The following is a 23,068-nucleotide window of genomic DNA, read 5'->3' as shown; positions in this document are numbered from 1 at the left end:
CATGCTGATCACGCATCTCGGACACTCCTGCCTGCTCGTCGAGGTCGACGGTGCACGCCTGCTGCTGGACCCCGGCGTGTTCAGCCGGGGCTTCGAGGAGCTCACCGATCTGGACGCCGTGCTGATCACCCACCAGCACGCGGACCACGTGGACGTCGAGCGGCTGCCGACGCTGCTGGAGGCCAACGACGGCGCCCGGCTGGTCGCCGAGCCGGAGACCGCCGCGGAGCTGCGCCAGGCCGGGATCGAGGCCGAGCCGCTGCATGCCGGCGACACCCTCGAGGTGGCCGGCACCACCCTGCGCGGCGCCGGCGGACGGCACGCAGTGATCCACCCCGAGATCCCGCGGGTCGGCAACGTCGGGATGCTGGTCGGCACCTCACGCGCGGACGGCGGGGACGGGCTCCTGCTGCACCCCGGTGACGCGTACGACGTCGTGCCGGGGGACGTCGACGTGCTGGCGCTGCCGCTGAACGCGCCGTGGGCCAAGGTGTCCGAGACGATCGACTACCTGCGCGCGGTGAGCCCGAGCGTGGCGGTCCCGATCCACGACGCCCTGCTGCTGCCGCCGGCCCGCGCCATGTACCTGGGGCACTGCACCCGGCTCGCTCCGCCGGGGACGTCAGTCGTCGACTTCAACGGCGGCCAGCCGCTCGACGTCCTGACCTGAGAGGTCCGGACCCGCCTGCGGCGCGCGTCAGCCGGCGAACGCGGTGCCGGTGAGCCGGCGGAACGCCTCCAGGTAGGCGTCCCGGGTCCGCTCGACCACCTCGGCGGGCAGGGCGGGCGGCGGGACGTCACCCGCACGGTTCCAGCCGGACGCCGGCGACGTGAGCCAGTCCCGCACCAGCTGCTTGTCGAACGACGGCTGCGACCCTCCCGGCGACCACAGCTCCAGGGGCCAGAACCGCGAGGAGTCCGGGGTCAGCACCTCGTCGGCCAGCACCACGGTCCCGGCGGCGTCGCGGCCGAACTCCAGCTTGGTGTCGGCCAGCACGACGCCGCGCTCGCGGGCGATGCCCTCGGACCGGGCGTAGACCGCGAGCGTGAGCTCGCGCAGGGTCGCCGCGGCGTCCGCGCCCACCGTCTGCGCTACCCGCTCGAACGTGACGTTCTCGTCGTGCTCGCCGAGCTCGGCCTTGGTCGCCGGCGTGAAGATCGGCTGGGGCAGAGCCGAACCGTCCTCGAGGCCGGGCGGCAGCGGGACGCCGCACACGGCATGCCCCGCGCGGTACTCCACCAGACCCGACCCGGTCAGGTAGCCGCGGGCCACGCACTCGACCGGGAACATGTCCAGCCGCTGGGCGAGCACCGCGCGGCCCGCGACCTCGGCCGGCACCGGGCCGGTGACCAGGTGGTTCGGCACCAGGTCGGCGAGCTGGTCGAACCACCACGACGACATGGCCGTGAGGATCTTGCCCTTGTCCGGGATCGTGCTGGACAGCACGTGGTCGTAGGCCGAGATGCGGTCGCTGGCGACCACGAGCAGGTGCGGCGTGCCGTCCGCCGGCTCGTACAGGTCGCGCACCTTGCCCGAGTACAGGTGCCGGTACCCGGACAGCTCCGGCGCGGCCGGGATGTTCGCGGTCACGCCGTCACCCGCGCGTCCCGGGCGGCGGACGCGGCGATGTCCGTGCGGTGCTGGCCACCGTCCAGCTCGATCCGGGCCAGCGCGTCGTACGCGACGGCGCGGGCGGCGTCCAGATCCGGGCCGGTGCCGACCACGCTGAGCACTCGGCCGCCGGCCGAGACGATCTCGTCGCCGCGGCGAGCGGTGCCGGCGTGCAAAACGTGCGCGCCCTCGACCGCGTCCGCCGCGGCCAGCCCGTGCAGCACCCCGCCGGTCGTCGGGGACGCCGGGTAGCCGGGGCTGGCCAGGACCACGGTCACCGCGGCGTCGTCCGACCAGCGCAGCGGCGGGTGCCCTGCCAGGATGCCGGTCGCGGCCGCCCGCAACAGGCCGGCCAGCGGGGACTGCAGCCGGGCCAGCACCACCTGGGTCTCCGGGTCGCCGAACCGGGCGTTGAACTCGACGACCCGCGGGCCGCGGGAGGTCATCGCCAGCCCGACGTAGAGCAGCCCGGCGAAGGGCGTGCCGCGGCGAGCCATCGCGTCCACGGTCGGCTGGGCGACCCGCTCGACCACCTCCGCGACCAGGCCGGGCGGCGCCCACGGCAGCGGCGTGTAGGCACCCATGCCGCCGGTGTTCGGGCCGGCGTCGCCGTCCTGCAGCCGCTTGAAGTCCTGCGCGGGCTCGAGCGGGACGACGCAGGTGCCGTCGCTGAGGCAGAACAACGAGACCTCGGGCCCGTCCAGGAACTCCTCGACCACGACCTGGGCGTCGCCGCCGCGGGCCAAGCAGGTCTGCGCGTGCGCCAGGGCCTCGGCCCGGTCGTCGGTCACCACGACACCCTTGCCGGCCGCCAGGCCGTCGTCCTTGACTACGTGCGGGGCGCCCAGCGCGTCCAGGGCCGCCGCGACCTCCTCGACGGTGCGGCACACGTGCGCCAGCGCGGTCGGCACCCCGGCCTGCGCCATCACGTCCTTCGCGAAGGCCTTGCTGCCCTCCAGTGCGGCAGCCTCCCGGGACGGCCCGAAGCAGTCGATGCCCACCGCCCGGACGGCGTCCGCGACCCCGGCGACGAGCGGCGCCTCCGGCCCGACCACCACCAGGTCGGCGCCCCAGTCGCGGGCACATCGAGCCACCGCCGCGCCGTCCATCGCGTCAACCTCGATCAGGTCCGCGACGCTCGCCATGCCCGGGTTGCCAGGGGCGGCGGCCAGCGCGGTCACGTCGCCGTCGCGGGCCAGCGCCTCCAGCAGTGCGTGCTCACGGGCACCGGTTCCGAGCACGAGGACCTTCATGGGCCGCGAGCGTAGCGAGCGGACGGCGGCGACTGGCGCGCGGGCCTGGGGAACCTCTGGATGGCCCAGGCACCACGAAGCCCCCGGGAGGCAGGGGGGTTTCTCACGGGGGCTTCGCGGTTCCGAGACCGCACCGTCGTGGGGGGGTGGTGACGGCGCCGTACTCGGGCCGGGTAACCCGGCTCGCCAGAGATTGTCAGATCAAGCGCCGACGCGCCAGACCCTGAGAACAAATATCCAATGTCCGAATTCGCCCGACTACGCTGAGTCGCAGAAACGCTACGTAAGGCTTGATTCGAGCTCGCCCAGGGCCTCGTCGAGAAGGTCCAACCCAAGCCGCGCCTCACCCTCTGTCACGTTGCATGGCGGGACGACGTGCAGCCGGTTCATGTTCACGAACGGCAGCAGGCCGCGCTTCTTGCACGCCGCGACCAGCGCGTTCATCGGAGCGGCCGCCGCGCCGGAGGCGTTGTAGGGCACCAAGGGCTCGCGGGTCTCGCGGTCACGCACCAGCTCGAGGGCCCAGAAGACGCCCAGCCCGCGTACCTCGCCGATCACCGGGTGGGCCTGTGCCAGCTCGGCCAGCCGAGGGCCAATCACCTCGGCGCCGATCCGGGCCGCGTTCTGCACGATGCCCTCGTCGGTCATCGCATTGATCGTCGCGACCGCGGCAGCGCAGGCCAGTGGGTGGCCGGAGTAGGTCAGGCCACCGGGATAGGGGCGCTCGCGGAACGTGTCGTAGATCGCGTCGCCGAGGATCACCCCGCCCAGCGGCACGTAGCCGGAGTTGACGCCCTTGGCGAAGGTGATCAGGTCGGGGACGACGGGACCGCCGTCCGCGGTCGAGAAGTGGTCGACGGCGAACCAGGCGCCGCTGCGGCCAAAGCCCGCCATCACCTCGTCGGCGATCCAGCAGATGCCGTACCGGTCGCAGATGTCCCGCACCCCAGCCAGGTACGCGGGCGGCGGCACCATGATCCCGGCGGTTCCCGGGATGGTCTCCAGCACGATCGCCGCGATGGTCGCCGGACCCTCCATCTGCACGACCTGCTCGAGGTGGGCCAGCGCGCGGGCACACTCCTCGTCGTCGGTCTGCGCATGGAACACCGACCGGTAGGTGTACGGGCCGAAGAAGTGCACGATGCCCTCGGCGCCGGTGTCGTTGGGCCAACGGCGCGGGTCGCCGGTCATGTGGATAGCGGTCTGGGTGTGCCCGTGGTAGCTGCGGTAGCGGGTCAGCACCTTGCGGCGGCCGGTGTGCAGGCGGGCCATCCGGACGGCGTTCTCGATCGCCTCGGCGCCGCCGTTGGTGAAGAAGACGTGGCTGAGCTCGCCGGGCGACCGCTCGATGACCAGCCGGGCCGCCTCGCTGCGCGCGTCGTTGGCGTGCTGCGGGGCGATGGTGCACAGCTTGGCCGCCTGCTCCTGGATGCCGCGCACCACGGCCGGGTGCTGGTGGCCGATGTTGGTGTTGACCAGCTGGCTGCTGAAGTCCAGGAACGGCCGGCCCGCGCCGTCCCACAGCCAGCTGCCCTGCGCGCCGGTGACGACCATCGGGTCCAGCGCACCCTGGGCCGACCAGGAGTGGAAGACGTGCGCGCGGTCGAGGTCGTGCGTGCGCTGGGCGCCGTCCAGGTCGAGCGGCGGGGCGGCGGGGGCGAGGGACTCGACGGTCACGGTGCTCATGGCGTCCAGCCTAGGTCGGCGGGCGGCGTCCGGTCCCAACACTCTGTACGCCGATCGCTGCCCGGGCCCGTCACCTTGCTCCATTCAGACCGCTCGGCACGCCGTCGCGAGCGGGTTGGGTGGAGCAAACCGGGCGGAGGGGAGCAAGCGGGGGTCAGCGGAAGGCGTCGATACCGGTCAGCGCCTGGCCGACGACCAGCGTGTGCACCTCGGACGTGCCCTCGTACGTGAGCACCGACTCGAGGTTGTTCGCGTGCCGCAGCACCGGGTACTCCAGCGAGATGCCGTTCGCGCCGAGGATGGTGCGGCACTCGCGGGCGATCTTGATGGCCTCGCGCACGTTGTTCAGCTTGGCCATGCTGACCATCTGCGGCGTCGCCGTGCCGGCCTCCTTCGCCCGGCCGAGGTGGTGCGCCAGCAGGAACGCCTTGTCCAGCTCGAGCGCCATGTTGGCCAGCTTCTCCTGGGTCAGCTGGAAGCCCGCGATCGGCTTGCCGAACTGCACCCGGTTCACCGCGTAGTCGATGGCCGTCTCCAGGCAGTCGCGCGCCGACCCGATGACGCCCCAGACGATGCCGAACCGCGCCTCGTTCAGGCAGGACAGCGGACCGCGCAGCCCCTTGACCCCCGGCAGCACGGCTGAGGACGGCAGCCGGACGCCGTCCATCACCAGCTCGCTGGTGACCGATGCGCGCATCGACAGCTTGTGCTTGATCAGCGGCGCGCTGAAGCCGGCCGAGTCGGTCGGCACGACGAAGCCGCGCACCCCTTCGTCCGTGCTCGCCCACACGATCGCGACGTCGGCGACCGAGCCGTTGGTGATCCACATCTTCGCGCCGTCCAGCACCCAGTCCTCGCCATCGCGGCGGGCCCGGGTGCGCATGTTGCCCGGGTCGGAGCCGTGGTCCGGCTCGGTCAGGCCGAAGCAGCCGATCGCCTCGCCGGCGGCCATCCGGGGCAGCCACTCCTGCTTGTGCTCCTCGCTGCCGTAGGCGTGGATCGCGAACATCGCCAGGCTGCCCTGCACCGAGACCATCGACCGGATGCCCGAGTCGGCCGCCTCGATCTCCATCGCCGCCACCCCGTACGCGGTCGCGTTCAGGCCGGCGCAGCCGTAGCCCTCCAGGTGCATGCCGAGGACGCCGAGCTTGCCGAACTCCAGCGCCAGCTCGCGGGCGGGCAGCGTGCCCTGCTCGAACCACTGCGCGATGTACGGCGCCACGTGCTCGGTGACCATGGCCCGCACCGACGCGGCGATGTCGCGCTCGTCCTCGGTGAGCAATTCGGACAGGTGCAGCAGCTCCAGCGGTGCGATGCGTGCGCTCATGCGGGCATCTTCGCACCCTCGCCGCAGGCTGCTGAAACGGAGATCGGTCCCACCGACAGGAGCGGTGACGCACCAGCCGGCGCGATCGTGCTCAGCCGAGAAGGTGCGGCTCGATCGCTCCTGTCGGGCGGACCATCATCGTTCGACGCCGCCCGCCGACACCTCGACCCTGGCCTGCGAACGCCACCCGGAGCATGATCCTTGCCATGTCGAACCCACCCGCCAGCTACGACGACCTGTCCGCCGTGTTCATCAACTGCACCCTCACCCGCTCGCCGGGTCACTCGCACACCCAGTCGCTGATGAACAACTCGATCGAGCTGATGCGCTCGGTCGGGGTGAGCGTCACGAACGTCCGCGCGGTCGACCACGAGATCGCGCCGGGTGTGCAGCCGGACATGACCCAGCACGGCTTCGACCGGGACGACTGGCCGGCGATCCAGCGGCAGGTGATGGACGCGCAGATCCTGGTGATCGGGACGCCGATCTGGCTGGGCGAGAAGTCGTCCGTGGCCACCCGGATCGTCGAGCGGCTGTACAGCTTCTCCGGCGAGCTGACCGCAGGCGGCCAGTACGCGTACTACGGCCGGGTCGGCGGCGTGCTGGTCACCGGCAACGAGGACGGCGTCAAGCATTGCGCGATGAACCTGCTGTACTCGTTGCAGCACCTGGGTTACACGATCCCGCCACAGGCGGACGCCGGGTGGATCGGCGAGGTCGGGCCGGGTGCCAGCTACGGCGACCCGAGCCAGGACGGCGGCCCGCCGATCGGCTTCGACAACGACTTCACCAACCGCAACACGACGTTCATGACGTGGAACCTGTTGCACCTGGCGCGGATGCTCAAGGACGCCGGTGGCATCCCGGCCTACGGCAACCAGCGCCCGAAGTGGTTCGAGGGCGAGCGGTTCGGGTTCACCAACCCCGAGTACCGCTAGTCGCGCGGCTTGCGGGAGGGTCGGCCCGCCGAGCGCACGCCGCCGGGAGCGTCCCGGTCGCGTCGGGCAGTGACCTTGCGGCCCTTGATCCTGGTGGCGCGCAACGCCTGCAGCACCTCCTCGGCCGCGCCGGAGGGAACCTCCACCAACGAGAACCGCTCGGTGATCTCGATCGAGCCGACGTCCCGGCCGGTCAGCCGGGACTCTCCCGCGATGGCGCCCACCAGGTCGGCCGGACGGATCCCGGCGGCCCGCCCGAGCGAGATGTAGAGCCTGGTCCTGCCCTCGGCGGGGCCGGTGCGGCCACCAGGCCCGCCGGACCCGTCGGCACCGCCCGCCGCTGCGGCCCGGCCGGCCGGGCGACGTCCGCCGTCGCCCACCGGGGCCGTCGCCTCCGGGATCTCGGCCTGGTCGTCGTCCCCGCCGCCGGTCGTCGCCTCGTGCGCCAGCTTCACCGCGGCCAGGGCGACCTGCATGACGTCGAAGTCGTCGGTCAGCGTCTCGACGACGACCCGGAACCGGTCGAGGTCGTCCTCCAGCAGGCTCTCGTAGAGCGCAGCCCGGGTCATCTCCAGCCGGCGGGCGCGCAGGTCGGCGGTGGTCGGCACCTTCTCCATCGCGATCTTCTGCCGGGTGACCCGCTCGATGGTCTTGAGCATCCGGTGCTCGCGCGGCTCGGCCAGCGTGATCGCGACGCCCTCGCGCCCTCCTCGGCCGACCCGCCCGATGCGGTGCACGTAGGACTCAGCGGCAGCGGGCACCTCGTAGTTCACGACGTGCGTGAGGTGGTCGATGTCCAGGCCACGGGCGGCCACGTCGGTGGCGACCAGCAGGTCCGCGGTCTGCGCGCGCAGCCGGCCCATCACGCGGTCCCGCTGCTCCTGGTTCATCCCGCCGTGCAACGCCTCTGCTCGGTAGCCGCGGCCGTTCAAGGTCTCGGTGAGCTCGTCGACCTGCTCGCGAGTGCGGCAGAACACGATCGCCGCGGTGGGCGACTCGACGTCCAAGACCCGGCCGAGAGCGGCGGGCTTGTGCGCCCGCGCGACGACGTACGCCGTCTGGCGCACCAGCGCCTGCCCGGACGACGGCACCGCGCGCTCAATCTCGATGCGCACCGGTTCGCGCAGGTGCCGGCGGGCGATGCCGTTGATCCGGGACGGCATGGTCGCCGAGAACAGCACGGTCTGCCGCGTCGCGGGGGTGGCCGCCAGGATCGTCTCGAGGTCCTCGGCGAAGCCCATGTCGAGCATCTCGTCGGCCTCGTCGAGCACCACCACGTTGATCGCGGTCAGGTCGAGCGTGCCGCGGTTGATGTGGTCGATGGCGCGGCCGGGGGTGGCGACCACGACGTCCACGCCGCGGTCCAGCTCGCGCAGCTGGCGTCCGATCGGCTGGCCGCCGTAGATCGGCAGCACCCGAGCCCCGAGCCCGCGACCGTAGCGGTGCAACGCCTCCGAGACCTGCATGCACAGCTCGCGGGTCGGCACCAGCACCATCGCGCTCGGCGCCTTGCCCCGATCCCCGCTGCCCAGCTGCTGCAGGATCGGCAGCGCGAAGGCAGCGGTCTTGCCGGTGCCGGTGGCCGCCTGACCGAGCAGGTCGTGGCCCTCGACGAGCTTCGGCACAGCGGCCCACTGGATCGGCGTCGGCTCCTCGTAGCCGAGGCCGGCCAGCGCGTCGAGCAGCTCGGGGCGCAGGCCGAGGTCGGCGAACGTGCGGGCCGGGTCGCTGCTGGCCTCGCTCCCGTCCTGGGGGCTCGAGTCGGTGCTGGCGTCGTCGGTGGTCACGCCCCCATCGTGGCCTACCGGCGGCCCCGGAGGTCAGTGCAGGACGGCGATGCCGTCGACCCGTACCGACCGACTGCTGGTCGTCTTCAGGACGACCGTGCCGGAGTGCGTGCTGCGCAGCGGCAGCCAGAGCACGTGCCGGTAGGTGGTCCTGGCCGAGACCAGGCTGACCCGCCCGAGCTTCACGCCGCCCTGGTACACGTCCACGCTGCCGCAGGAGGAGCACGTCGTGGCGACCACGGCGATCCTGCGGCCCTGCACGGAGGTACGAGTCAGGCTGACCCCCGTCCTGCTCGCCGAGGTGTACGTCCCGAACGCCGCGGAGGTCGACTTCGCCCGGGTCCAGCCGGACGACGCGGACAGGTACCGGTCGTCCAGCACGACGGTCGTGCAGCGTTCGGTGCTCCAGGCGCCCACGTTGCCGACGGCGTCGCGGGCGCGGACCGAGAAGCAGTACTCGTGCCCGGCGGAGAGGCTCGTGGTGAGCTTCGTGGTGGTCAGCGCGGACCACGTGCTCGGGGTGCTCGCGGTGTTCAGCGCACCGTAGGGCGAGGCATACCGACGACGGACCTCGTAGGAGCGCAGACCGGCGCCACCGGTGTCCTTGCCGGACCAGGTCAGAGTCACCGAAGCCGAGGACAGGACGGCAGACGGGGCACCGAGCGTCACGGTGGGCGCCGAGCGATCGACGACAACCGTGCGGCTCACGGTCGCGCTGGTGGCGCCGCTGGGGTCCACCGCGCGAGCGGACAGCGTGTGCGTCCCCGCGCTCAGTCCGGTGGCAGCCCAGGTCGCATCGCAGTTGAGCCACGGACCGGCGTCGAGTCGGCACTGACGCTGCAGCCCGCCCGCCGCGTCGTCGACGTCGGCCGCACCGATCGTCGCCGTTACCGAACTGCCCGAGACGGCGGGCGCTTCGAGGCTGGCCGTGGGCGCTGCGGACGCCGCCACGTACCAGGCCGCGCTCAGGTCGCCGTGCACCGACCGGACGAACTTCGGGGTGGCAGCGGTGTCGTAGACCAGCGACGTCCCGTGGTCCGCCCACGGCGCGAACGACGAGAGCGCCAGCCACCGACCGGTGGGATCCCAGGCGACGTCGTCCAGCCAGTCCGAGCCGGCGATGACCGTCCCCGCGCCGCCGGACAGCGTGGTGCTGTGCACCTCGTCGCGTCCGCTGACCTCGTTCGTGAGCAGGTACACCAGGGTTCCGGTCCGGGACACCACCGGCGCGTAGGCCCCAGCGGTGCCGGCGATGGCCGAGCGCCGGCCCGTGGCGGTGGTCCAGCGGACGAGCCCGAACTGCGGGCCGCTGACCACGACCCGCTGGTCGGCCGCCACCACACCGGTGCCGTCCGGCAGCCACGAGGGGTGGCCGAGGTCGCTGCTGTCCGGCATCTCGTAGACCTGGCCACCCGCCACCGGCACCGTCATCAGGTGGCTGGTCTCCCCGGACCACCGGGTGAACATGACCGTCCGACCGTCCGGGCTCACGGCCGGCTCGATGTCGTCGACGGCTTCCCCGTCGGTCAGCACGCGCACCAGTGCCCCCATGGGGCTGCGCACGACCAGGCGGAAGTACCCGCTCTCCTGCTCGGAGGTGACCAGCAGGCTGCGGCTCGGCGACGCCGCCACCGAGTAGGTGGGCACGCCGTTGAGCGCGGAGCCGTCGGTACCGTCCGCATCGGGGGCAGCTGCCTCCGGTCCGCCGTAGCCGCTGGTGACCAGCCATCGGGTCGGCATCGTGACGGTCCGCGTCTCGCCTGCCAGCTCACGGCCGGAGGCGAGCCTGGCCACGACCCGGACGTCGAGGGTGCTTGCTGCTGGGGTGAAGGTGGCGGACCGTGCTGACGAGGAGGCGGCGGCCGTCGTCCAGCTGCCACCCGCGACGCGCTGCTCGACCCGGTACTCGACCTGCTCGCCGTCCGTCCCCGAGGAGTCGAACCAGCTGACGTCGACCCGGCCCGGTCCGGCCGTGACCGTGTTCCAGGTCGGCGCGGCGAAGGCTGAGATCTGCTGGCCGACCACCAGCCCGACGACCATCTGGCCGGCGTCGGTGTCCATGACGACGTCCGCGTACTCGTTGCGCCAGTCGTAGGTCACCGGCGCGTAGCGGACGGTGACCGTGCAGGTCTGCCCCGCCTCCAGCGTGGCGTCCGCACACGTCGTGCCCACGACCGAGAACGACTGGTTGTCGCGGCCGAGCACCCGCGCGTCGACGACCCGCACGGTTGCCCCACCGGTGTTCGTGACCGTCATGTCGCGGTCCTGCTGGTGCCCGGTGATCGCACCGAACACCAGGTCGTCGAGGGGCGGGACGTCCAGGCGGTGGACGGGGTCCGGCGTGCGGACCCGCAGTTCTCCGAGCAGGCGGTGACCGCTGGCGCAGCTGAGGTCGAGGTCCACCGACAGCGACGCCACGCCGCCGGTCACGCTCCGCGCCCACCGGCTGACGACAGCGGTGCCGGTCGGGCTCTCGCACACCTCACCGGAGCGCACCGACACCGGCAGCTGTCCGACGTCGGTGCCGACCTGGTAGGTGCCGTCGGCCAGGTCACGCGGTAGATAGAGGTAGCTGCGGTAGTCCCCGTCGTACGTCTGACTCGTCGCGTTGGAGCTCGCCAGCAGCTGGGTCGTTCCGGTGTCCCAGGTCGTGATCCCGTACGACGCGTCATCCCAGACGAGGCTCAACGCGAACCTGGCTGGGTCGTAGGGACCTTCCCATGGCGGCCGCGTGACCGCGGCGGAGGGCTGTGACCAGTCCCCGGCGCCGACCCGGTTCGTACCGCGCACGCGATAGGTGACCAACCCGCCCACCGGAGCGTCGGAGTCCATCACGAAGGCGGTGGTGCCGGACACCGGGGGCTGGACGGACCAAGTGCGCTGGCTCTCGCCGTCGACGATCCGCTCTACCTCGTAGGACGTCGCCGGGCCGGCCCCTGCATCGACCGCGCCAGCCGCGAAGGTGAGTGCGAGAGCGTCGACGCCAGCCTTGAGGTCGAGATCGGTGGGCGCGGCGGGCCGTGCCTCGACGGACAGCGAGCTCTTCCCCGTGACGGACCCCCCGTAGCCGTCGTCAGCGCTGCCGGGCAGCGCGGACGAGCTGAGCGTCACAGCGGCTGTCAACGTTCCCCGGGACGACGGAGTCGCGCTCAGGGAGACGTCGCAGGAGGCACCGACGGCCAGGACCGTGTCCGAGCAGCCGTCGTCCAGGACCGAGACGTGCAACCCCGGCGACGCCACGGTGGTCACCGTCGTGAGCGGAAGGTCGACCCCTCCGACGTTGGTCAGGGTCATCGGCATCGTCGTGCTCTGACCGAGGTCCAGCGGGCGCGTGGACACCCCATCCGTCGGAACCAGCTTTGCCGCCGCCATAGGGGCGGAGTCGCGCAGCCGGACCTCACCGACGACGACCGTGCTCTGGAAGGTGCACGGGACGCGGAAGGTCGCGGCCAGCGTCTCCAGCGAACCGTCCGCGGCGTAGTCGGCTCGTTGCACGATCAGCCGCCCGGGCTGGGGACCCGTGCATCCGCCGTTCACCAGCTGCAGCATGGCTGCGTCGCCCGTCGGGGTGGTCCACGCGGTGGGCAGGACGTCGCCGGCCGCGAAGCGCTTGCCGGTGGGCGGCATGAGCTGCAGACCTCGACGGGTGGCGTCGTTAGACCAGATGTCCAGGCGGCCGTTCGTCGCGAAGGAGACCGTGTCGATGCTGGACGTCGTCGTACTCCGCACCGTCGAGCCGACACTGAAGCCGGTGTCGGCCGGAAGGGCAGCGGCGGAGGCGGTCGGAGCAGCCGACAGCGGGACCAGCGTCGTGACCGCCACCACCGTGACGACGGCCAGGGCTAGCCGGGGACGAGCAGAAAGCACGAAGACTCCAGGCGTTTCGTGGTGAAGACCTGGGCAGCCTTCCGTCGTCACATCGGCGCAAGGGGCGCAACCTTGACCGACTGTGAGCGGTGCCACACGACCGGCTCGGCCCGCTGTCGCGCGGGACGCTCAGCCCAGCCGGGCCAGCAGCCCCTCCCGCACGTCGGGCCAGTCCTCGCGCAGGATCGAGAACACCACGGTGTCCCGGAACGTGCCGTCCGCGCGGGCCTTGTGCCGTCGCAGCACGCCCTCGCGGGTCGCGCCGAGCTTGGCGATGGCCGCCTGCGACCGGGTGTTGATCAGGTCGGTCTGCAGCTTGACCCGCCCCAGCCCGCAGTCGTCGAAGGCATGACCGAGCAGCAGCAGCTTGCACTCAGGGTTCACGTCGGTGGCCCACCAGCGCGGTCCGTAGCCGGTCCAGCCCAGGTGTGCCTTCTCGTCGGCCAGCCAGATGTCGCCGACGGACGTCGTCCCCACCACCGTGCCGGCCGTGCCCAGCTCGGAGTCCGCGACCAGCCGCACCGTGTACGCCATCCGGTACGAGGGGTGGCCGGCCCCGAGCTCACGATCGCGCACCGCTGCGGCGGTGGTGACCCGCATGCCGGCTGCGTCGCCCGGTCGTCCGGCCGGCCCTCCGCCGTACCCCGCGGCCCAGACGCGCTCGTCGTCCAGGGCTGCGAACAGGGCGGTGTCGTCGTCCGGCACGGTGGGATCGAGTCGGACGACGCGCCCGACCAGGGGACGGCCGTCAGGTGCGATCGCGCTCATGCGCCCCACGCTAGGGGTGTCGATCGGGTACGTGAGACCGGGGTGATCACCGGCTTCGCGTACCTCACGGACGCTCGACCCGAGTCGGGTTAGGAGGCCAGGCGGTCGAGAAGCTCCGCCGCGCCGTCCGGCCGGGGCTCGGCCGCCTCGACGACCTGCAGGGGCGGCGGGCACGCGCCGTAGCACTTGGCGAGGTCCGCGGGCGTGATGTGCACCGGGTCGCGGTCGAACAGGGTGCCGGTGCGCTCCATCGCGCGGGCGACGAAACCGCTGCAGATGTACCGGCCGTCCACGAAGAACGTCAGCTTCGAACCGGTGAGCATCGTCATCGCGAGGCTGAGCAGGGTGAGGAACCCGTACTTGGCCCGCTGCTCGACCACCCAGTCGGCGAAGGCCAGCACCTGTCGGACGTCGTGCTGCGCGGCGTGCGTGCGGACCACCACGTAGTCCTTGGCCAGGTACTTGTCGGCGTGGCTGCGGACCACGCCGCGGCCGAGCGCCTCGACCAGGTCGCCATCCGTCGAGACGACCAGCGCCGCGTGGTTGAACCAGGCGTAGTGCCGGTCGTCGCCGTGGATCCGAAGCCGCTCGCCGAACCGGATCATCCGGCTCACGGGGCCGTGCCCGCGGGTGAGCAGGAAGTCCCCCGGCGCCCACTGCTGCGGACGGTCCCCCTCGGCATACGTCGCGGTCTGCACGGGCGTGGCCACCTGGATCGGCGGAACAGGCATCGCGCGCTCCTCGGGTCGGCTCGGGTCGGCGGTGTTCCACCTGAACCGAGCGCCCGACCGGGGTCGCTGATACGTCGCAGTCAGCGCTGGGCGGCAGGCTGCCCCGGGCCCACCCGAGGGTGGACCAGCGCCGCACCGGTCCGGGCGGGCGAGCGTCGGGCCGAACGAAGCACCCGAGCCATCGTGGCCGGCCGCATCAGGGCGGACGTCGGGTCGACCAGCTGGAGCACCAGGTTGAACCGCCGCGCGACGGCGACGTCGGTGTGGCTGGCCTGCAGCACGCGCAGGACGTAGCGGTTGACCAGGTCGGTGCCGCGCGCCTTCGGGCCGACGGTCATCGGGTGCAGGAAGTCCGCGCCGACGGCGATCGACCACGGGGCGTCCAGGATGGTCGCTGCCCGCCGGTGGAACCGCCGGGGAAGGTCCGGCGAACCGGCGGGCACCGTCGCCAGCAGGTCGCCCAGCGCCGCCGCCTGCAGCGCCGCGCACGACATGCCCTGGCCGTAGACCGGGTCGAAGCTGCAGGCCGCGTCGCCCAGCACGACCAGACCGGGCAGCAGCGCGGGCACCTTCTCGTAGTGCCGGCGGCGGCTGGCCGGGAACCGGTAGTGCTCGATCGGCGCCACCCGCTCGCATCGCTCGACCAGCTGCGCGACGGCTGGGCTGAGCAGGCTCCGGGCGAACGCCAGGAAGCCCTCGTCGTCCGTCGGCGGCACCTCGCCGTGCACCCCGGCCAGCGTCACCTGCCACCGTCCACCCTCGACCGGCAGCACTGCCCCGATCCGGAAGCTGGTCGGCGGCGTCGGCCCGCAGACCAGGAACCCGCCGTCCAGGTCGTCCGGGGCACGCGCCAGCAGGGTAGAGGCATAGGCGCAGTCGATGCTGACCAGCGAGACCGGCGGCGACAGCACCCCGGACGCCTCCAGCTCGTGGGCGATCCGCGAGCTGCGGCCCGAGCAGTCCACCACCAGGTCGGCCGCCCGGACCTGGCCATCGACCTCGACGCCGACCACCCGCCGCCCGTCGCGGTGCACCCGCTCGCCCTTGACGCCGTCCTCGATCCGCACGTTGGGCAGGGCGCGCAGCCGTCGCCGGATCGTCTGCTCCAGCAGCGGCCGGGTCATGCTGAGCACCGAGGCGCCCCAGTCACCGCGGGCCCGGTAGGCGCCGGCCTGGAAGACCCAGGCCCCGGTGCCGTCCACCCGGACCGCGCCGGCCGCCGCCAGCTCGGCGTCGATGCCGGGGAACCACTCGCAGAGCCGGTCCAGGCCGGCTGCCAGCAGGAGGTGCAGGTGGCGTCCCTGCGGCACGTGGCCGCGCGGCTCGGCGGAGTCGTCCAGGACCTCGCGCTCGAGGACGAGCACGTCCTGGACGTGGTCGGCGAGCGCGCGGGCGGCGAGCATCCCGGCGACGCTCGCGCCGACGACGACCGCGCTGCTGCCTGCGCCGACCGTCGCCATGGCGGGTCACTCCTCGAGCAGGTCGTGCCGGCTGATGATCTCGTCGCGCCCCGGGCCGACGCCGACCGCGGAGACCCGCTGACCGATCATCTGCTCCACGGTCTCGACGTAGCGCTGCGCGTTGACCGGCAGCTCCTCGAACGTGCGGCAGCCGCTGATGTCCTCCCACCAGCCGGGCAGGTCCTGGTAGATCGGCTTGGCGTGGTGGAACTCGCTCTGCGTCATCGGCATCTCGTCGTGCCGTACGCCGTCCACATCGTAGGCCACGCAGACCTTCACCGTGTCCAGCCCGCTGAGGGTGTCCAGCTTGGTGATCACGAAGTCGGTGACGCCGTTGACCCGGGTCGCGTAGCGCCCGATCACCACGTCCAGCCAGCCGCAGCGGCGCGGACGCCCGGTGGTCGTGCCGTACTCGCCGCCGGTCTTGCGCAGGTGCTCGCCCATGTCGTCCAGCAGCTCGGTCGGGAACGGCCCCTCGCCGACGCGCGTGGTGTACGCCTTGAGGATCGCGACCACCCGGTCGATCCGGGTCGGCGGGATGCCGGAGCCGGTGCACGCGCCGCCCGCGGTCGCGCTGGACGACGTGACGAACGGGTAGGTCCCGTGGTCGACGTCCAGCAGGGTGGCCTGGCCGGCCTCGAGCAGCACCGTCTTGCCGTCGTCCAGCGCCTTGCTGAGCAGCAGGCCGGTGTCCGCGACCATCGGGCGCAGCGCGTCCCGGTGCTCGATGAGCTCCTCGACCACCTCGTCGACGGTGACGGCGCGGCGGTTGTAGATCTTGGCCAGCACCTGGTTCTTCAGCTCCAGTGCGCCCTCGACCTTCTGCCGCAGGATGCCCTCGTCGAACAGGTCCTGGACGCGGATGCCGATCCGGTTCATCTTGTCCGCATAGGTCGGGCCGATGCCGCGCCCGGTGGTGCCGATCCGCCGGCTGCCCAGGAACCGCTCGGTGACCTTGTCGAGCGTCCGGTTGTACGGCGCGATCACGTGGGCGTCGGCGCTGATCACCAGCTTGCTGGTGTCGATGCCGCGGGCGTCCAGGCCGGCCAGTTCGTCGAAGAGCACCGACAGGTCGACCACGACACCGTTGCCGATTACCGGTGTGCAGCTGGGCGTGAGGATGCCGGACGGGAGCAGGTGCAGGGCGTACTTCTCGTCGTCGATGACCACGGTGTGGCCGGCGTTGTTCCCGCCGTTGAACTTGACGACGTAGTCGACCCGGCTGCCGAGCAGGTCCGTGGCCTTGCCCTTGCCCTCGTCGCCCCACTGGGCACCGACGAGCACGATCGCGGGCATGCTGACACCAACTTCCTGACGGGACGCCCGTGCGAGGTGGCAGCACGGACGCAGCGAGGCTACCGAAGGTCAGCGGCGGCCGCCGAGCAGGCCGCGCCGCTCGGCCACCACGCCGAGCTGGAACCGCGAGTGCACGCTCAGGTCGTCCATCAAGGTGGCGACCCGGCGGCGCACCGTGCGCACCCCGATGCCGAGGTAGCGCGCGATCGCCTCGTCCTTGAAGCCGCTGGCCAGCAGGGAGAGCAGCCGGGTGTCGGCGTCCTGCTCGATGTCCTCGTCCGGGACGGCGATGCCGCTGGCCCACGCGTCGTCGAACACCGCGGTGAACGCTGCGACCAGCAGGGGCATCCGGATCAGTACGGCGGACGACGCGGACCCGCCCCAGATCGGGGCCGAGATCACGCACGCGTCGCCGAGCACGGCGTACTCCGAGGGCACCTTGTCGACCACCCGCTGGCGCTCGCCGAGTGCGGCCCACTCGCGCACCCACGCCAGGTGCTGCGGGTCGTCCAGCACCGAGACGGGGTAGATCGAACGCAGCTCACGGCCGTGCTCGAGGCCCTCGCGGGCCCGCGAGTCGACGCCGGAGTCCGCGGCGGCGCCGGCGGCGACCTCCAGGTGGAACGAGCGGATCGGACCCGTCGTCGTCCGCAGCATCTCCTCGACGGTGCCGGCCAGCGAGTCGGCTGGGATGACGTCCAGCGAGGTGGGGTCGAGGATGTCGCTGCGTCCGGCCAGGTGGTCGGCGGAGAACTCGCTCATGGCCGCGGCGACCTCCTCCAGCTCGCGGCGGCGCAGGTTGAGCCGGGCGTTCTCCCGATCGACCAGACGGGTGAGAGCCGCCCGCGGGTGCGGGGCGACCAGGGAGGCGTCGAGGTCCTGCCGGACGAGCCTCAGCTCGATCAACGGGAGCAGGGCCGAGCGGGCTCTTTCGAGCGGCCAGTCGAGCGCCTCAGCGTGCTGCTCGACGCGTAGACCGTCCTGCCTGAGCACGCGGCGGTACAGCCGGTCCGACTCGTCACCGATGCCGAACGTCGTCAGAACGGTGCTCATCGCGCCGCTCCCTGGTCAACATGATCGCTAGGCGTGACACCCGAGCCACCGATTGTCATATTTGGCATCTTACTGCCGTTGGCAGGAAAGGGACAGACAAGAAGCCATCCGAGGATGCATCATCGTCGTGGCGAGTGCGCGGCCGGTGCAGGGGTCGGCCGCGAACTCGGATCGCAGTCAGCAGGCCTCCTAGGGGTCGGCCGGGACCGGGCAGTCCCGGGCCGACCATCAGGGACCGGGACGCCGGGGCTGACGCGGTCAGGGGTCCCATCTGGGGACGCTGGAGCGCCGGCCCCGGATATCCGGGGTCGGCGCTCCGCGCGTCAGGCGAGTGCGCGTCAGGCGAGTGCGCGCGCGGCCTCGGGGTCGCAGTCGGCCAGGAAGCTCACGCAGCGCTCGTGCTCGGGGTCCTCGTGGATCCGGCCGGACGCCACACCGAGGGCGTGCAGCGCGCGCAGGAACCCACGGTTCGGCTCGTGCGACCACGGCACCGGGCCCTGCCCGCGCCAACCGCTGCGGCGCAACGCGTCCAGCCCCCGGTGGTATCCGGTGCGCGCGTACGCGTACCCCTCGATCGTGCGCCCGTCCGCGAGCGCCAGCTCGGCCAGCACCGCCCACGGCAGGCTGGACGCCGGGTGCTCGGCAGCCAGGTCGGTCGCCGTCCTGCCCTCCGCCAGCTCGCGGGCCACGGTCAGCTCCGGCTCGTCGGCGAGGCGCGTCGCAGGGATGCCCAACAGGTTGTCCATCCCGCCATCCTGTCAGCCGACGTCCCGCCGCCGTCGCCCCACCCAGCCCGGCCCTGCCCCGCCCCCGCTTGTTGATCACGTTAAGTGTGTCTACGCCTGCATAACCGGGCGCATAACCCTGGAGAAGTGGGCACAAGCCTCGAGACGTGAGGCTAGGCCGACCGTCGATGCACCTCGACGCGAGCCTTCGCGCCGAGGACGAGGTGACGCAGCCGGCCGAGGTCGTGAACGTCGGCCCAACCGAATCGCACCATTCCCCAGCTGCTGCGTTCGATCGCCAGCTCGCGTTGCCGTTCGCGCCACGCGACGTCCGAGGGACTCTCGCCGGACTTGACCAGTCGCCCGTACTTGATCTTCCCGTCGAACTCACCGACCAGTCGCCATCTCGTCCAGGCGAAGTCGACCCGGAAGACCCCCGAGTCGGTTCGCACCGGCAGCTGAAGCTCGTCGGGAGCCAGGTCGAGCGCGTGCAAGGCCCAGCGCGCGATGCTCTCGCCGGGTGACTCGGCTCGGCCATCGGCAAGTGGCAGCAGTCGTGAGGCACGGCGTGCCCCGGGCCAGTCCATGCACGCGGCAAGGTCCGACCTGAGCTGCGCGGACGTGACGCCGCGAGCGCACGCGGCATCGGCGATGACCAGTGCGCTGGCCGGCTGGGCGACCCGGGCCACGTCCAGCGCGGTCCTGCACAGGTCCGATACCGGCAGGCCAACCAGCTCCGTCACGCGATCCTCCGGGAGAGCGCCGACGTGGTGCCAGATGCCGGCCTCGTGCCGCCCCGACGTCGATCGGCCCGGACGCGTGACGTGCACCTCGCCGAGATCGAGGTCGTACGCCGGGAGCCCATGCACCATCGCCGCGGTGATGTGCGAGAACACCCTCGGACCATGCAACGTGAGCTGCGCGGCGCGCGCATCCAGGACGTGCCGGGACGCGTCGTCCAGCCGGGCGACGATCCCGCCCGGGGCGTAGACCCCCCGGCGCAACCGAACCCACTCACCGGTGGTGACTGCACGTTGGATCTCACGAGGATGTACACCGGCGTCCAGAGCCTGAGCCGTGGAGAACACGCCGTGTTGCGCGCTGACGAGGCCGGTGAGTCGGGGGACGAGGAGTTCGGTCATCCAGAAACCGTGCGGCTATCAGCCGCCTGGCGGGCGGCGCAGGCCGGAACTGTGGACGACGGGACCGGCGGTCCTCCTGTGGACGGCCGACGCGTCACGCAGCACCTCGAGGCTTACAGCCACTCCTCGAGGGTTCTACGCCTGGTTATGCAGGCATCCACACACTTAACGTGATCAACGCCGGGGCGGCCGCCAGAGGCGGAGGGGTCAGGTCAGGACGCCCAAACCGTGCAGGGCCTTGACCAGGAACCAGATTCCGAACGCCGTCCCGAGCGTCATCACCAGCACCCGGTTCTTGGCCGTCAGCCAGGCCACGATGCGATCGAGCAGCGGCTTGGCGCGCGCCGGTGAGACCAATCCGATCGCCAGCAGCGCGATCAGGGTGGACTCCCCCAGCACGATGAACAGCGCGAACGTGAGCACTCGCTCGGGCAGCGGCAGGCCCGCGCCCGCGATTGCGGTCACCGCACCGACCGTGAACACCCAGAACTTCACGCTCAGCACGATCATGGCGGTGCCGATGCCGAACGCATTCGCTGGCGAGATGCGGTCGACCACGCCGAGCCATCGCGGTGGCGGGGCGTCCGGGTCCTCGTGCCTGAGCGCCGCCCCGAGCGCGGAGAGCAGCATCGTCATCGCGACCAGCAGCAGCACGAACGACGCCACGGCGCCCGGCCCGTCATCGACGTCCTGGGCGATCGCCGCACTCGTGTGCAGCAGCAGCGCGAACAGGAGGCCTTGCACGACCCGCGCCGACGTCATGCCGATCACCCAGGCGGTGGCCTTGCGCCGGCCGTCCTCGGACTGGAGCAGCAGGATCGTCGCCAGACTCTGCACGGGGACGAGCGCGCAGCCGAGGATCAGCGGGATCAGTGTGCTCCACAGGCTGAACACGCCACCTCCCCTCGCGTCCCGCCGCCCGGCCGGTTCAGCGAGCGCGCTGACCGGCGCTGCGCAGGTTCTGGCACGCCTCCAGGACGCGTCCGGCCATGCCCTGCTCGCCCGCCTTGCCCCACGCCCGCGGGTCGTACAGCTTCTTGCTGCCGACCTCGCCGTCCACCTTCAGCACGCCGTCGTAGTTGGCGAACATGTGCGCCGCGACCGGGCGGGTAAAGGCGTACTGGGTGTCGGTGTCCACGTTCATCTTCACCACGCCGTAGTCGACGGCGTCCGAGATCTCCGACGGCAGCGACCCCGATCCGCCGTGGAACACCAGGTCGAACGGCTTGGACCCGGCGTCCAGCCCCTTGGCCGCCACCACCGCATCCTGCGCCTGGCGCAGGATCTCCGGGCGGAGCTTGACGTTGCCCGGCTTGTAGACGCCGTGCACGTTGCCGAAGGTCAGCGCCGTCAGGTACCGGCCGTGCTCGCCGAGCCCGAGCGCGTCGACGGTCGCGATGGCGTCCTCGGGGGTCGAGTAGAGCTTGTCGTCGATCGCGCCGACGACACCGTCCTCCTCGCCGCCGACCACACCGACCTCGATCTCCAGGACAACCCGCGCCGCGTGGCAGGCCTGCAGCAGCTCGCGGGCGATCTGCAGGTTCTCCTCCACCGGGACGGCCGAGCCGTCCCACATGTGCGACTGGAACAGCGGCAGCTCGCCGCGGTCCACCCGCTCCTTGGAGATGGCCAGCAGCGGCCGGACGAAGCCGTCCAGCTTGTCCTTCGGGCAGTGGTCGGTGTGCAGCGCGATCTGGACGTCGTAGTTCTTCGCGACCTCCTGGGCGTACAGCGCGAGCGCCACCGAGCCGGTGACCATGTCCTTCACCGTCGAGCCCGACAGGTACTCGGCTCCCCCGGTGGAGACCTGCACGATCCCGTCGCTCTCGGCCTCGGCGAACCCGCGGATCGCCGCGATCAGCGTCTGCGACGAGCTCACGTTGATCGCCGGGTACGCGAACGCGCCGGCCTTGGCGCGGTCCAGCATGTCGGCGTACGACTCGGGCGTTGCGATGGGCATCGATGACTCCTGGAGCGGTCGCTGGTAGTGGCCGGGGTGGCACGTCCGGCGTGCCAAACCTAGGGGGGCGGGGGGTACGGCGTCATCATCGGCCCGGATCCCGGACAGCGGTGTCGAGCTTGCGGCAGGCGATCTGAACCGGGTCCCACGTCGGTGAGAACGGCGGGCAGTAGGCCAGGTCGGCGTCCACGACGTCAGCGGCCGTCAGGCCGGACCAGAGCGCCATGGCCAGGACGTCGATCCGCTTGCCCGCGCCGCGACCGCCGACGATCTGCCCGCCCAGCAGCCGGCCGGACCCGCGCTCGCCGACCACGCTGACCGTCACCGGGTCCGCCTCGGGCATGTAGCCGGCCGCGGTGGTGGACTCGATGGTCACCTGGACGGCGTCCAGGCCGCGCTCGCCGGCCCAGGCCGGCAGCAGGCCGGTGCGGGCGACCTCGGCCGCGCCCGCACGGGTGATCGCGGTGCCGACCGAGCCTGCGAACCGCGCCGTCCCGCCGCCGATGTTGGTGCCGGCCACCTTCCCGGCCTTGTTCGCGTGCGTGCCGAGCGGGGTGTACCAGTGCGACTCGAGCAACCGGTCCCAGACCTCGCAGCAGTCGCCGGCCGCCCAGATGCCGTCGGCGACCTGCTGCCGGTCGTCCGGCACGAGACCGCCGTGGTCACCCAGCGGCAGGCCCGCCGCCCTCGCCAGGCCGACCCGCGGCCGGACGCCGATGGCGAGCGCCACGGCGTCGGCCCGGTGCTCGACGCCGCTCACGCACGCGGCGCCGATCAGGCCGTCTCGGGACTCGATCCCGGACACCTCGGCCCCGGTGACCACCTCGACCCCGAGGTCTTCCAGCCCGCGCCGCACCAGCGCGCCCATCTGCGGGTCCAGTGAGTGCGCCATCGGCTCGCTGCTGCGGGTCACCAGGGTGGTGCGCACGCCGCGCTTGGCGAACGACTCGGCCGCCTCGACCCCGATGAAGCCACCGCCGACGACCAGCACCGACTCGGGGGCCTGGCCGTCGGTGGCTGCGAGCAGCCGCCGCCAGGCGGCGCCGTCGTCCATCGTCTTCATCGCCAGCACACTGGGGACCTCGCGCGCCCAGTCCGGCAGGATCGGCTCCGCGCCGGTGCCGATCATCAGCTCGTCGAAGCCGACCCGCTGCTCGCCGGACCCGCCGTCGACGACCACGTGACCGGCGTCCAAGTCTATCGAGGTGACCGCGCTGCCGAGCCGCAGGTCGATGCCGTTGGCGCGGTGCTGCTCGGCCGTCCGCGCGACCAGCGCGTCCGCACCGTCGACGTCTCCGGCCACCCAGTAGGGGATGCCGCACTGGCTGTAGGAGGTGTGCTCGGTCGACTCGAAGGCGATCACCTCGAGGTCGCGGCCGAGGTGGGCGGCCACCCGCAGCGCCTGGCTGGCGGCACTCATCCCGGCGGCGTCGGCACCGATCACCACCAGTCGTCGCGTCATG

Annotated in this window: 18 protein-coding genes; 2 read left to right on the top strand and 16 right to left on the bottom strand. The window is 72.0% G+C overall.

Annotated elements, in window-relative coordinates; translation table 11 throughout:
- Position 1: 1 nt before the first annotated feature.
- Positions 2-670 (top strand): MBL fold metallo-hydrolase, encoded by a 669-nt coding sequence (locus tag ACPPVT_RS01560; protein ID WP_426564816.1) that lies wholly within the window; start codon positions 2-4, stop codon positions 668-670.
- Between the two features lie 27 nt (positions 671-697).
- On the opposite strand, the gene ACPPVT_RS01555 is transcribed toward ACPPVT_RS01560, so the two are convergent.
- The 4 genes from ACPPVT_RS01555 to ACPPVT_RS01540 all read right to left on the bottom strand — a co-directional run bounded on the left by ACPPVT_RS01555 (position 698) and on the right by ACPPVT_RS01540 (position 5,878).
- Positions 698-1,591 carry a phosphoribosylaminoimidazolesuccinocarboxamide synthase gene (locus tag ACPPVT_RS01555; RefSeq protein WP_426564814.1) on the bottom strand — a complete coding sequence of 298 codons (894 nt, stop codon included), beginning with the start codon at positions 1,589-1,591 and terminating at the stop codon, positions 698-700.
- Positions 1,588-2,865 (bottom strand): phosphoribosylamine--glycine ligase, encoded by a 1,278-nt coding sequence (gene purD, locus ACPPVT_RS01550; protein WP_426564812.1) that lies wholly within the window; start codon positions 2,863-2,865, stop codon positions 1,588-1,590. The genes ACPPVT_RS01555 and purD overlap by 4 nt, the downstream gene beginning before the upstream one ends.
- 279 nt (positions 2,866-3,144) lie before the next feature.
- The gene (locus ACPPVT_RS01545) at positions 3,145-4,551 is read right to left on the bottom strand and encodes an aspartate aminotransferase family protein (protein ID WP_426564810.1); all 1,407 of its coding nucleotides are present in this window, start codon (positions 4,549-4,551) and stop codon (positions 3,145-3,147) included.
- Between the two features lie 154 nt (positions 4,552-4,705).
- Complete coding sequence (locus ACPPVT_RS01540; RefSeq protein ID WP_426564808.1) at positions 4,706-5,878, bottom strand: acyl-CoA dehydrogenase family protein; 1,173 nt, start codon at positions 5,876-5,878, stop codon at positions 4,706-4,708.
- Between the two features lie 206 nt (positions 5,879-6,084).
- Between ACPPVT_RS01540 and ACPPVT_RS01535 the strand changes: the two genes are divergently transcribed.
- Entirely contained in the window at positions 6,085-6,816 is a 732-nt protein-coding gene (locus ACPPVT_RS01535; protein WP_426564807.1) for a flavodoxin family protein, read from the top strand.
- Here ACPPVT_RS01535 and ACPPVT_RS01530 read toward each other — a convergent pair.
- The 12 genes from ACPPVT_RS01530 to ACPPVT_RS01475 all read right to left on the bottom strand — a co-directional run bounded on the left by ACPPVT_RS01530 (position 6,813) and on the right by ACPPVT_RS01475 (position 23,067).
- Positions 6,813-8,603, bottom strand: coding sequence for a DEAD/DEAH box helicase (locus tag ACPPVT_RS01530; RefSeq protein ID WP_426564805.1), 1,791 nt, complete (start codon positions 8,601-8,603; stop codon positions 6,813-6,815). The genes ACPPVT_RS01535 and ACPPVT_RS01530 overlap by 4 nt on opposite strands.
- A 33-nt stretch (positions 8,604-8,636) precedes the next feature.
- Positions 8,637-12,470, bottom strand: coding sequence for a choice-of-anchor D domain-containing protein (locus tag ACPPVT_RS01525; protein ID WP_426564803.1), 3,834 nt, complete (start codon positions 12,468-12,470; stop codon positions 8,637-8,639).
- 129 nt (positions 12,471-12,599) lie between these two features.
- Positions 12,600-13,238: a GNAT family N-acetyltransferase gene (locus tag ACPPVT_RS01520; protein WP_426564802.1), complete on the bottom strand. Its 639-nt coding sequence runs from the start codon at positions 13,236-13,238 to the stop codon at positions 12,600-12,602.
- An 89-nt stretch (positions 13,239-13,327) separates the two neighbouring features.
- Complete coding sequence (locus tag ACPPVT_RS01515; RefSeq protein ID WP_426564800.1) at positions 13,328-13,969, bottom strand: hypothetical protein; 642 nt, start codon at positions 13,967-13,969, stop codon at positions 13,328-13,330.
- An 80-nt stretch (positions 13,970-14,049) separates the two neighbouring features.
- On the bottom strand, positions 14,050-15,429 hold the full coding sequence (locus ACPPVT_RS01510) for an FAD-dependent oxidoreductase (RefSeq protein WP_426564798.1): 1,380 nt from the start codon (positions 15,427-15,429) through the stop codon (positions 14,050-14,052).
- Between the two features lie 6 nt (positions 15,430-15,435).
- Positions 15,436-16,725, bottom strand: coding sequence for an adenylosuccinate synthase (locus ACPPVT_RS01505; protein ID WP_426564796.1), 1,290 nt, complete (start codon positions 16,723-16,725; stop codon positions 15,436-15,438).
- A gap of 69 nt (positions 16,726-16,794) precedes the next feature.
- Positions 16,795-17,778 carry a hypothetical protein gene (locus tag ACPPVT_RS01500; protein ID WP_426564794.1) on the bottom strand — a complete coding sequence of 328 codons (984 nt, stop codon included), beginning with the start codon at positions 17,776-17,778 and terminating at the stop codon, positions 16,795-16,797.
- Positions 17,779-18,116: 338 nt separating this feature from the next.
- Positions 18,117-18,524 (bottom strand): DUF3151 domain-containing protein, encoded by a 408-nt coding sequence (locus tag ACPPVT_RS01495; protein ID WP_426564792.1) that lies wholly within the window; start codon positions 18,522-18,524, stop codon positions 18,117-18,119.
- A 152-nt stretch (positions 18,525-18,676) separates the two neighbouring features.
- The gene (locus tag ACPPVT_RS01490) at positions 18,677-19,645 is read right to left on the bottom strand and encodes a type IV toxin-antitoxin system AbiEi family antitoxin domain-containing protein (protein WP_426564790.1); all 969 of its coding nucleotides are present in this window, start codon (positions 19,643-19,645) and stop codon (positions 18,677-18,679) included.
- Positions 19,646-19,852: 207 nt separating this feature from the next.
- On the bottom strand, positions 19,853-20,539 hold the full coding sequence (locus tag ACPPVT_RS01485; protein WP_426564788.1) for a GAP family protein: 687 nt from the start codon (positions 20,537-20,539) through the stop codon (positions 19,853-19,855).
- A gap of 34 nt (positions 20,540-20,573) precedes the next feature.
- On the bottom strand, positions 20,574-21,605 hold the full coding sequence (fbaA, locus tag ACPPVT_RS01480; protein ID WP_426564786.1) for a class II fructose-bisphosphate aldolase: 1,032 nt from the start codon (positions 21,603-21,605) through the stop codon (positions 20,574-20,576).
- An 85-nt stretch (positions 21,606-21,690) separates the two neighbouring features.
- The gene (locus tag ACPPVT_RS01475; RefSeq protein WP_426564784.1) at positions 21,691-23,067 is read right to left on the bottom strand and encodes an FAD-dependent oxidoreductase; all 1,377 of its coding nucleotides are present in this window, start codon (positions 23,065-23,067) and stop codon (positions 21,691-21,693) included.
- Between the last annotated feature and the right edge of the window lies 1 nt (position 23,068).

The organism is Angustibacter sp. McL0619, from assembly GCF_049994355.1.
Classification (GTDB): domain Bacteria; phylum Actinomycetota; class Actinomycetes; order Actinomycetales; family Angustibacteraceae; genus Angustibacter.
The sequence above is the reverse complement of the archived record's forward strand: the minus strand, read 5'-3'. Positions and strand labels throughout refer to the sequence as shown.